Annotated in this window: 9 protein-coding genes; 5 read left to right on the plus strand and 4 right to left on the minus strand. The window is 46.9% G+C overall.

Translation table 11 applies throughout. The annotated features are described in order from the left end of the window. The 4 genes from AC3A8L_RS11940 to AC3A8L_RS11955 all read right to left on the minus strand — a co-directional run. On the minus strand, positions 1-1,085 hold a 1,085-nt coding region (locus AC3A8L_RS11940; protein WP_487962488.1), incomplete at its 3' end, for a sensor histidine kinase. Between the two features lie 177 nt (positions 1,086-1,262). Beyond that, positions 1,263-1,862 (minus strand): PqiC family protein, encoded by a 600-nt coding sequence (locus AC3A8L_RS11945; RefSeq protein WP_487962489.1) that lies wholly within the window; start codon positions 1,860-1,862, stop codon positions 1,263-1,265. 1 nt (position 1,863) lies between these two features. Next, a complete protein-coding gene (locus AC3A8L_RS11950) occupies positions 1,864-3,534 on the minus strand; it encodes a PqiB family protein (RefSeq protein WP_487962490.1) in 1,671 nt (556 codons plus the stop codon). Further along, a complete protein-coding gene (locus AC3A8L_RS11955) occupies positions 3,534-4,877 on the minus strand; it encodes a paraquat-inducible protein A (RefSeq protein WP_487962491.1) in 1,344 nt (447 codons plus the stop codon). Before AC3A8L_RS11955 ends, AC3A8L_RS11950 begins: the two co-directional genes overlap by 1 nt. A gap of 90 nt (positions 4,878-4,967) precedes the next feature. Between AC3A8L_RS11955 and AC3A8L_RS11960 the strand changes: the two genes are divergently transcribed. From AC3A8L_RS11960 to AC3A8L_RS11980, 5 genes are all read left to right on the plus strand, one after another. After that, entirely contained in the window at positions 4,968-6,719 is a 1,752-nt protein-coding gene (locus AC3A8L_RS11960; protein ID WP_487962492.1) for a putative bifunctional diguanylate cyclase/phosphodiesterase, read from the plus strand. 34 nt (positions 6,720-6,753) lie between these two features. Next, a complete protein-coding gene (arfB, locus tag AC3A8L_RS11965) occupies positions 6,754-7,173 on the plus strand; it encodes an alternative ribosome rescue aminoacyl-tRNA hydrolase ArfB (protein ID WP_487962493.1) in 420 nt (139 codons plus the stop codon). A gap of 32 nt (positions 7,174-7,205) precedes the next feature. Beyond that, the gene (locus AC3A8L_RS11970) at positions 7,206-8,702 is read left to right on the plus strand and encodes an AbgT family transporter (RefSeq protein ID WP_487962494.1); all 1,497 of its coding nucleotides are present in this window, start codon (positions 7,206-7,208) and stop codon (positions 8,700-8,702) included. Further along, positions 8,699-9,049: a nucleotide pyrophosphohydrolase gene (locus AC3A8L_RS11975; RefSeq protein WP_487962495.1), complete on the plus strand. Its 351-nt coding sequence runs from the start codon at positions 8,699-8,701 to the stop codon at positions 9,047-9,049. Before AC3A8L_RS11970 ends, AC3A8L_RS11975 begins: the two co-directional genes overlap by 4 nt. 79 nt (positions 9,050-9,128) lie before the next feature. Beyond that, on the plus strand, positions 9,129-10,292 hold the full coding sequence (locus AC3A8L_RS11980; RefSeq protein ID WP_487962496.1) for a PilT/PilU family type 4a pilus ATPase: 1,164 nt from the start codon (positions 9,129-9,131) through the stop codon (positions 10,290-10,292). Positions 10,293-10,424: the final 132 nt, after the last annotated feature.

The raw sequence follows: 10,424 nt of genomic DNA on the forward strand, positions 1-10,424 counted from the left end.
GCTGAGTGTAATTGCTCATCCGTCATGCCTGGCCCGTCGTCCACCACCGATATACGCACACTGGGTACAGCATCCAGCGTTAAGACATCAAATCGTAAGGCGATGTTTACGCCGCCCAGTCTGGCCTGCACGGCGTTATTTATTAAATTACCCACTGCACTAATCAGCGCCTCACGATTACAGCGTATTCGCGTTGCGGGCAATGGATTAACAAAAATACAGTAGCTTTTACTGGTCGCTAGAGTTACCTCTGCAGCGGCTCGAATACCGCTTTCAAGATCAGCTAGCGTTACTACGTCATTAAGGGGTAATTCATTGCGTACAAAAAGCAGCATGTCTCGCACCTGCTTTTCCATATGCTGCAAACGGCCTTGGATTTTTGTCGCGAAGCGCTTGTGATTTTCGGGGGTTAGGGAATCGTTCGTTAAATGATCGGCATACAACATGGCCGCCGATAAGGGCGTACGAATTTGATGCGCCAACGCCGACACCATCTTACCCATGGCCGACAATTTCTCGTAACGGCTTACTTTCTGCTGAAGCTTTCGGGTTTCGGTTTGATCGGTTAATAATATAATTTGGCCTTCATCATCCAGCGAGCTAGTAGCCATGCTTACACGCCGGCCATCACGCGTAGATATCTCTAATCCATCATCCCCTCTGGGCGCAAAACACTCGCCGATAATATCTCGCCAAAGCGAGCCATCGAGTTTGTGGGCGAGCATTTTTTGCGCAGCAGGATTACTTTGAACAATGCACCCCCGAGCATCAATAACAATGATGCCGCCCGGTAGAAGGTCGAGGAGTTTTTGTAAGCGCTGAGCCAGCTGGGCCTTTTCTTCATTCGCCTCTTGTTTTTCGGCCGAGACTTCATCCAACTCTTGAGTCAGCCGAGCAACCCGCTCTTCAAGCAATTGATATGAACGCCCTAGTTGTGTTGATGTTGAATTGAAAAATTCAAACGCATCACTAAGCTGCTCAGCACTTGGAGACGCGGCACCGACAGGCATTACGCCATGACTATGTAAAGCCTTGGCAATATCATTTTTTTGAGGTGCTGCTGGATCATACTGAGCAGACTGCATAAACTCACTCCCGACAAGTTACTGTCATATATCTTGAACTTAGGGAGGTTTTAGCAAGCGCAGTGCCAGATTATTTTTTTCTTAAAAATCAGAAGGTTAAAGATAAAAAAAGAAACTTAGTCAAAGTATTGGCTAAAAAAGAAACGGCCTTAATACGTTTAGTGGAAAATCAAACCGTTAATCCATCTTGCCTACAGCTTCCGTTATATTTATAGAAAGCTGGCTAATCAAATTATTCAGGCTCGTCACATAAGGGCCGTATCCATCGCCGGATACCTCCTCAGACAAAACAACCCGCTTCTGCAGCAGTGTTTTTTCGCCATTATTTTCGGTAAGCGCCCACTTTGCCTTCAACACCACAGTGCCCCCTAGCTTGCCTGAAAACTGCTCAAACACGATCCGAATTTGGCGCGTGGGCCGGTTACGGTTATCCCACGGAAATGGCCAAATAGCGTCCACATCGGTTAGCTGGCTCATATTACTCGCCACTACACGGGTAATGGCCTCGCGTAAATTACCGGCCCAAATATTGTAAAGCGATAGGTTCACGCTTTGCCCGTCACGGTGCGTCACCACTCCAGGCTGCATCAATGCCTCGGGTAAGAATAGTGGCCCAATACCGTAGGTATGCTCTTCATTTATAACAAAGGTTTTCTGCTCTGCAGCAGATTCCGCCGCCAAGCCATGCAGGGTATAAAAGTGAGTTTTCGGGGCTATTGCGCAACCGCTTAGTAACAGCGTGAAAATGCATGCAGCATATCGATTAAAGTATGTCATTTTATTCGTCTTTCCCTAAACCAAAGACTAAAGAATTGGGGTAGCGGTAAAGCTCCTCCACAAAACGATCAAAAGAATCAGAGGCTTCACTCACCGAATTCAGCATTTCCAAAAACTCGGCGTGTAATTGCGAATCGGGGGCAATAGTGTGATCCACACTCTTCAAGGTTTGCGTGAGCTGAGCCAGCGTACCCCTCGCATCTGTAACAGCGCCTTCTAGATGGCGCGTTGCTTTTTCGGCGTTAGCAATTGTGCCGTGCAAAGCTTCAGCAGTATTATTTTTCTTGAACACATTTAGGATTTGACTAAGGGCCTGCATACTCTCATCCACACCTTGGCCGATACTCTCTACAGGTACCCGGCTAAATGCATCCGCCACTTTTGAAAGCTGCCGCTCTAACTGATCAAGTGGTTGATCAACGGTAGGGATTTGACTCGCAACACCATTCCCACCCGCCATCAACTGCGCAGGCTGGGCACTGTCAACAAAATGCAGCTCTATATACTTTGACCCCAACATTAAATTGCCGGATTTAATCTCAGCCCGTAAACCTTTAGCGATCAAATCATTAAGAATAGCGTCAGTTTGCTCACGCGTAGGTGATGATTGACTATCAAAACGCTGTGGCTCTAACTTAATAATCACCTCAAGACTTTTTTCCGGAGAGCCAATAGATGCAAGGCGAATATCAGCAACGCTCCCCACTTTTAAGCCTCGAAATTCAACCGGTGCACCAATGCTCAAACCTTTAACTGAATAACTGTATTTCAGCAGGTAGGTGTAATTAAGTGTGTATCGCCCCTCGTGAGCCGCATTTTTATTATCATACAAAGCAAAAGTATGATCCGCCACAACCGGCTTCTGACCAGTCACTGCCGGAGGACTTTCAAATGCAACACCGCCTAATAACAATGACGATATGGAAGCCATCTCGGCCTTAATGCCATCAATACCCACCGACACATCAAAACCACTCACATTCCAAAAACGGCTGCGTAAGCTCACTAAATGATCATAAGGCGCTTCAACGAAAATCCTGGCATCTACATGACCGCCATCAAGGCTTAACTGGTAGTTAATAACCTCTCCAACCCGCAACTGACGGTAATAAACTGGCGACCCAACATCAAGCGAACCCAGCGTCTCTGCACGCAAGATATACTGCGTGCCCTTCTCATCAGACTGCACGCCGGGCGGCTCACTCAAACCAAAAAAACTATCCTTACGGCCTTCTTTTTTACCGGGGTCCATAACAATATAAACCCCCGAAACCAAGGTGCCGAGGTTAGATACACCCGAAGCACTGATGCGCGGTGTGACCAACCAAAAGCGGCTATGCTCACTTAAGTGGCGAGACATGCTTCTATCTAAGGTCGCAATAGCATGAACACGTGATAAGTCATCGCTCAAATTAAGCTTAGTGACCTTTCCCACAGGTACATCCTTTAAGCGAATTTCCGTTTTGCCCACCTCAATACCACCGGCTGCATCGAAAATAATTTCAACCTCTACACCTTTTTGATCCCAAGCCCTAACACCCAAAGCAATTGCAACCACAAGGGCAAAAAAGGGCACCAGCCAAATAGGCGAGATATGCCGTCTACGCTCTATCGCCTGAGGAATTGACGGTGCTGCGCTCTCAGGCAACTGTTCTGGCACTTTTTCTGACACTACACATTTTCTCCACGAGATTGATTTTCAATTCCAAGCTTGAACACTTTCTCTTGCCCGCCAGCTGCATCCCAAATAAGACGGGGATCAAAAGCATGCGCCGCCAGCATCGTTAATATCACCACCGCCGCAAAAGGCAAAAGCGCCTCACCCGGTACAATTGAGCCCAAAAAGCCAAACTGCACCAAACCTGTTAACAGCGTAACCACAAAAACATCGACCATAGACCATCGGCCCACCCACTCGGTTATTTTGTACAACCACACGCGCTCTTTCATACCGCGGGTATCACCCTGCGCTACAGACCACACGAGATAAATTAACACGATCAATTTTGCGACAGGCACAACCAAGCTTGCCACAAACACGACTGCCGCAATGCCCCATAAGCCATGCGACATCAAGGCCACGACACCCGAAAAAATCGTATCGCTGCGTTCGCCCAACAACGTACTCATGGACATTATCGGCAATACATTCGCAGGAATATAAAGCAATGCCGCCGCAACCGTATAAGCGAGGGTTTTTTGTAAACTGTTGGGCTTACGGGTATGCAGGCTGTTATCGCAACGGGGGCAGCAGCCAACGACATCCAACACTTTTTCACCCACCAACGCATGACAAATATTACAATCATAAAGGGCTTCTCCTTCGGCACTGGCAAAACAATTATTGGGCTGCAACCAAGCCCACAATGCACGTTTATCAATACACCAATAAATGGCCCCAAGCACAGCAACCAGCGCAAAAAAGGACATCATCGAAACACCGAGCACGATTGTAGCCATATCACCCAACTTAACGGAAGTTACCAATACACCCAGCAAAAAAATTTCCAACATGCTCCAGGGAGCCGCCTTCGTAAACCAGCGAAAAACCGTAATTTGGTAGGGTAAGCGCCAACCAAAATAGCAAGGCAGCACGAGATAACATAATGCGAGCAATTCGAATAAAGGGAAGAGAAAGATAGTCACGAACACAAGGATAGCGAGAGGAATGTAATCGTGATGCACTAAAGCCCAAACACCGCTCAGTAGATTCGCTTCGTGATAAAAAGCACCCACTTTTAGCCCCAAAAAAACAAAGCAATTGCTGAGCACAAATAAAACAACACCGGTGATAACCAAGGCTGCCGCTTTCTCACGCCAAGCCCCCTGACCGAAGCTTAACGCTTGATTACAGCACGAGCACAGCAGCGTGTTCGCCGGCTGCTGGTCGGGCATAGCCTGTACCTGACCGCACTGATCGCAACTCACCCAATCTTTATGACTGGCAAACATTCTCCTTTCGCCACCCATATCCGGCGTAATTATTCCGGACTCCCGTTCTGATGAGTAATGCATTTTGCAGCTAAACCTTCACCAAACTAATAATTTCCGAGAGCTGGACTATACTGTATGAAAGCGCACACGTCATGGACCTTGTGGCAGACTATGAATTCAAAACAACCCTCGCACGGCCTGCCTAATGGGCTACACCGGCTGCTTCGCGTACTGCATATTGTCGAGAACCCTCGCACGGCGTTCTGGTTTTTTCGCAGCCTACATAAACAAGCTGAAGCACAATGCACATTAACCTCGATCAATGATATCCAACAGGCCGCCGACAAACTGCATCACCAACATTTTGATGCTGTATTTATTCATATGGGCGCTAAGTTAAATAGTCATTTAGCGGATATTGCCCTGCTCAAGCACTGGGGTAGTCAAGTCACCATAGTCGCCATACTGCACGACACCGACGAATACGCACACCCACAACACATTGATGCATTGATAGAAGCCGGTGTTGATGACTATATAAAAGCAGAAGATATCAATACCCCCCTACTCCCAAGGCTTGTCACCTATGCTGTAGAGCGTAAACAAGCCAATTTACGGCTGGCAGCCGTCACACAGCAAGACTCAATTACGGGGCTCGCTAATCGCTCTGAATTTTTACGCTTATGTGAAACACAGCTAACAAATCAATATGATCCTTCACGCAGCACGGCAATGCTACTCATCGATTTGGATCAATTTAAAAACATTAATGATACGAAAGGCCATTCCACTGGCGATAAGTTTCTACATCATATCGCCGCACGGCTAAAGAAGTCCCTACGCCAAAGCGACACCATTGCGCGTTTAGGCGGCGATGAGTTTGTGGTAATGCTCTCCAGCATGCCCGACATTGATAGCATCCAACGTATCGCAAGAGACCTATTAGGCACCCTATCTCAAGCATCGAACATCGATGGTTGTCACCTAACTACAACAGCCAGCATCGGCATAAGCATGCTCAGCGATAAAAACGAAAGCTGCGAATTGCTTCTGAAAAACGCTGATATTGCAATGTATTCCGCCAAGCAACAGGGGGGCAACCGCTACGCATTTTTCACCAGGAACCTTCAAGTTGCAGCGTCGCTGCGCATATCCCTAGAGACTGAGCTCAACAAGGCCATTGCTAACGACGACTTTTTTCTCACGTATCAGCCTCAAATTAATGTGCAAACCGGAAAGCTATACGGGGCAGAAGTACTTTTGCGCTGGAATCATGCAGAGCATGGTGAAGTCCCACCCAACGCATTCATTCCAACACTGGAAAGTACAGGCCTAATAGGTCCCGTCACCGACTGGATTATTCGCCAAGCCATCTCACAATGGGAACAGTGGATTAAAGCGGGTGCCATTGATGAAAACCACCACTTGTCTATCAATTTATCACCGAAAACATTGGGCCACCCAGACTTCAAAACAACACTCTTAGACATACGTACACTGCCAGCGGATAGAAAAAAGCGCATTCATTTCGAGATCACAGAAAACTTATTTGTCGATCCAGAAAACAATATCGATAACCTCAAGTTCATTAAGGACTGCGGCTTTCAACTCTCAATGGATGATTTTGGCACTGGATACTCGTGCCTAAGCTATCTCAAGCATTTCCCTCTGGACTGTATTAAATTAGATTGTGAGTTCACTCGCGACATCATTAACAACCCCGTTGACCTAGCGATAACACAAGCCGTCATTAATTTAAGCAAAGACTTACATATAGACCTTATTGCTGAAGGCGTTGAAAACGAAGAGACATTGGCGCTATTAAAAAATATGGGCTGCAAGCTTATTCAAGGCTATTTCTACTCTAAACCCCTTAAGAGTACAAACTTCGAAGAGTACTGCCATCACTTAAAAAGCTGCTAAGCTGTGCACTCATGCACTGCCACATCTATATTTTATGCTTGTTATCAACTCCCAGCTCAGCATTCCACTGCGCTGCATTCAACTTAGCGCCATTCGGGCACAAGGCGCTGGCGGACAAAACGTCAACAAAGTCTCTACGGCTATTTGCCTCCAACTCGATTTAAAGACCACGCCAATGCCAGGCTACGTAAGAGAACAACTTTACAAAGCCAACGACTCCCGCATTAGTGACAACCACATCATTACAATCAAAGCCCAACGCCATCGCACACAGCAAAAAAATCGAGACGACGCCCTTGAGCGGCTGAGTGATTTAATCAACAAAGCCTGCCATAAACCCAAGTACCGAGTCGCCACAAAGCCCACACGCGGCAGTGTAGAACGCCGAATAAAAGGGAAAAACCAGCGGGGCAACGTTAAAAAAATGCGCAGCAAGAATAATTTCGATGACTAAACTCGCCACCACGCACAGCCGATCACTTTAAAATGAAAAAAATATTAAATAGCATTGAATACTGGGGTAATAAACTGCCACACCCCACCGCATTATTTATTATCTTGTGTGGCGTTGTTGTTTTGGCATCGGCCCTACTCAAGCTTTTTAACGTGGGCGCCGCTCTTAACCCCGCAGAAGAAGCGGTCTTCGTAAAGAGCCTACTCAGTCGCGATGGCCTGCATTACTTTCTAACAAATGCCGTCAAAAACTTTGTCACCTTTGCACCAGTGGGCACGGCATTAGTGGCTGTTATGGGGCTCAGTATTGCAGAACACTCAGGTCTTCTTCCGGCATTACTCAAAGGGCTCGTAAAACGGACACCCGAGAAATTTCTGACGGCAGCGGTTGTATTTAGCGGTGTACTCTCAAGCCTTGCGTCCGATTCTGGCTATGTGATTTTAATCCCGTTAGCCGCGATTATTTTCATTCAAGCTGGTCGCCATCCTATCGCCGGCATAGCAGCAGCCTTTGCTGGTGTCTCGGCAGGCTACAGTGCCAATCTCATTGTTGGCCCACACGATGCTGTACTAGCCGGGCTGAGCCAAGAAAGTGCACGCACAATTGTCCCTGACTATATCGTGAGTATTACTGGAAATTATTATTTTATTGTCGTTTCAACGTTTTTAATTACCGCAATTGCCAGCTGGGTTAACCACGTATTTACCCGCAAACAAGTTGAAACTATTAACTTCGTAGTTCCGCCAGTGAGTACAGAAGAACAAAACGAATCGTTAGTGCGACGAGGCCTTGCCGCAGCAGGCATCACATTATTAGTCATCGTGACGTTCTTGCTTGTTGCAACGGTACCGGATAACGGAATATTACGCAGTATTGATGGCAACCTACTGCAATCGCCACTGACTCAAGGTGTAGTCGTCATTATCGCGTTAACGGCAGCACTCTGCGGCATTAGCTACGGCCTTGCCGCACGCACCTATGCATCATGGCAAGATGCCATTACCGGCATGGAGCAACACACAGCCACCATGGCAGGCTACTTGGTGCTTATGTTTTTTGCTGCGCAATTTGTCAGTTTATTTAACTGGTCACAGCTAGGGCTTGTCATTGCCATCAGTGGCGCCAACGGCTTAAAAGCATTGCAACTACCACTGCCACTCCTTTTAATTACATTCGTATTTTTAGCCGGCTTTATTAACCTATTTATTGGTAGCTCTTCCGCAAAATGGGCCCTTCTTGCCCCCATTTTTATCCCTATGTTTTTATTACTCGGCCTAGCACCCGAGGCCACTCAAATGGCTTATCGCATTGGCGACAGCACGACTAATATCATCTCACCACTAATGCCCTACTTTGGCGTTGTCATTGCATTCATTCACCATTACAGCAAAAACTTAGGCTCTGGCACAGTAATCGCGCTAATGCTGCCCTACAGTATCGCTTTGCTACTCGGCTGGACTATAGTTTTAGCCATTTGGCTATTTTTGGACTGGCCACTCGGCCCTGGAGTTAAGGCATTTTTACTATGAATCAATTCTCTGATGTCATTCAATACTTACGCCGGTTTGCTCAAGAGCGCGACTGGGAGCAATTCCATAGCCCTAAAAACTTGAGCATGGCACTCAGTGTAGAGTGCGCAGAGCTTATGGAGCATTTTCAATGGATGGATTCACAGGCTTCTCGCAACCTTAGCGGCGAACAAAAGCAAGCCGTCGGCGAAGAAGTGGTAGACGTACTGCTTTATACATTGCGGCTAGCCGATGTACTGAAACTAGATTTACCTGAAGCCATCCTGCAAAAAACACAAGAAAATGAGGCCAAATACCCCGTGAATAAAGTGAAGGGAAGCTCAAAAAAGTATAGCGAATACGAATAAGCGTTAGCCTTGCACCATCACATAAGCGTCTATACTTTAATTGAGTCCAATACTAGGAACTCGCAAGGAGACGCACCGAATGGGCACCCCGATTGATCAATACCTGAATATTTTAGCCAAAAAAGACGGCTCCGACCTCTACCTCAGTACTGGCGCGCCCCCTTGTGCAAAATTCCAGGGCACCTTAAAACCCCTATCTCAAACGCCCTTCAGTGGTGGGCAAATCCGCGATATCGCTTATGCGATTATGGATGAAAAACAACAAAAAGATTTTGAAGCCGAACTCGAAATGAACCTCGCGATTTCCATACATGAGGTAGGCCGCTTTCGCATTAATATCTTTAAACAGCGCAACGAAGTTTCCATTGTCGCACGGAATATTAATACCGAAATCCCAAAATTCGACGACTTGGGGCTACCAGATATATTAAAAGAAGTCATTATGGCCAAGCGCGGTTTGGTGCTTTTTGTCGGAGGAACAGGGTCGGGTAAATCAACCTCGTTAGCTGCACTCATTGACCATAGAAACAGCAGCAGTGGCGGTCACATTATCACCATCGAGGACCCCGTTGAATATGTACACAAACATAAAAAAAGCGTTATCAACCAGCGTGAAGTCGGCGTTGATACCCGCACTTTTAAAGCCGCACTCAAGAACACACTAAGGCAGGCACCTGATGTAATTTTAATTGGGGAAATACGCGACAGAGAAACAATGGAGCACGCTTTAGAGTTTGCAGAAACAGGCCACTTAGCCATTTCGACCTTGCATGCCAACAACGCAAACCAAGCCCTAGAGCGCATCATCAACCTATTCCCTGAAGAGCGACGCGGCCAGTTAATGCTTGGGCTTTCACAGAACTTAAAAGCCTTCGTGTCTCAGCGCTTAGTGCCGACAGTCGATGGAAAGCGCTGCGCTGCCATTGAGGTACTCCTTGGCACCAAAATAATCCAAGAGCTTATACTCAAAAATCGGCTGCCTGAAATTAAAGAAATTATGGAGAAGTCCGAAAATCTCGGCATGCAAACGTTCGATGCTGCATTATTTAAGCTATATTCTGCGGGTAAAGTTGCATTTGACGATGCCATGGCTTATGCCGATTCTCCCAACAATTTGCGCTTGCGCATCAAGCTGGCAGCAGAAGGCAATACGAGCGCTGTCACTTCATCAGGGTTACCTGAATTGAGCTTAGAAGACATAGATGAAGATGAGCCGCCAGAAGAACCGAATACTCGCTTCTGAATTAAGCGCCGCTTAAGGGACGAGGAAACAATATTTCTTCCACTAATGCTTGATCTCGACATCCTTACCTTCGTTGTTCAAAGCGTTACATGCCTCGATAACTGCTCCACGACATTATGCTCCTGCAATGTC

The organism is Marinagarivorans sp., assembly GCF_982758155.1.

What these genes read in the sequence shown, in the direction of transcription:
- AC3A8L_RS11945 (WP_487962489.1), bottom strand. Translation starts at nt 1,862, where the DNA reads ATGACATACTTTAATCGATATGCTGCATGCATTTTCACGCTGTTACTA.
- AC3A8L_RS11955 (WP_487962491.1), bottom strand. Translation starts at nt 4,877, where the DNA reads ATGCATTACTCATCAGAACGGGAGTCCGGAATAATTACGCCGGATATG.
- AC3A8L_RS11960 (WP_487962492.1), top strand. Translation starts at nt 4,968, where the DNA reads ATGAATTCAAAACAACCCTCGCACGGCCTGCCTAATGGGCTACACCGG.
- arfB (WP_487962493.1), top strand. Translation starts at nt 6,754, where the DNA reads ATGCTTGTTATCAACTCCCAGCTCAGCATTCCACTGCGCTGCATTCAA.
- AC3A8L_RS11970 (WP_487962494.1), top strand. Translation starts at nt 7,206, where the DNA reads ATGAAAAAAATATTAAATAGCATTGAATACTGGGGTAATAAACTGCCA.
- AC3A8L_RS11975 (WP_487962495.1), top strand. Translation starts at nt 8,699, where the DNA reads ATGAATCAATTCTCTGATGTCATTCAATACTTACGCCGGTTTGCTCAA.
- AC3A8L_RS11980 (WP_487962496.1), top strand. Translation starts at nt 9,129, where the DNA reads ATGGGCACCCCGATTGATCAATACCTGAATATTTTAGCCAAAAAAGAC.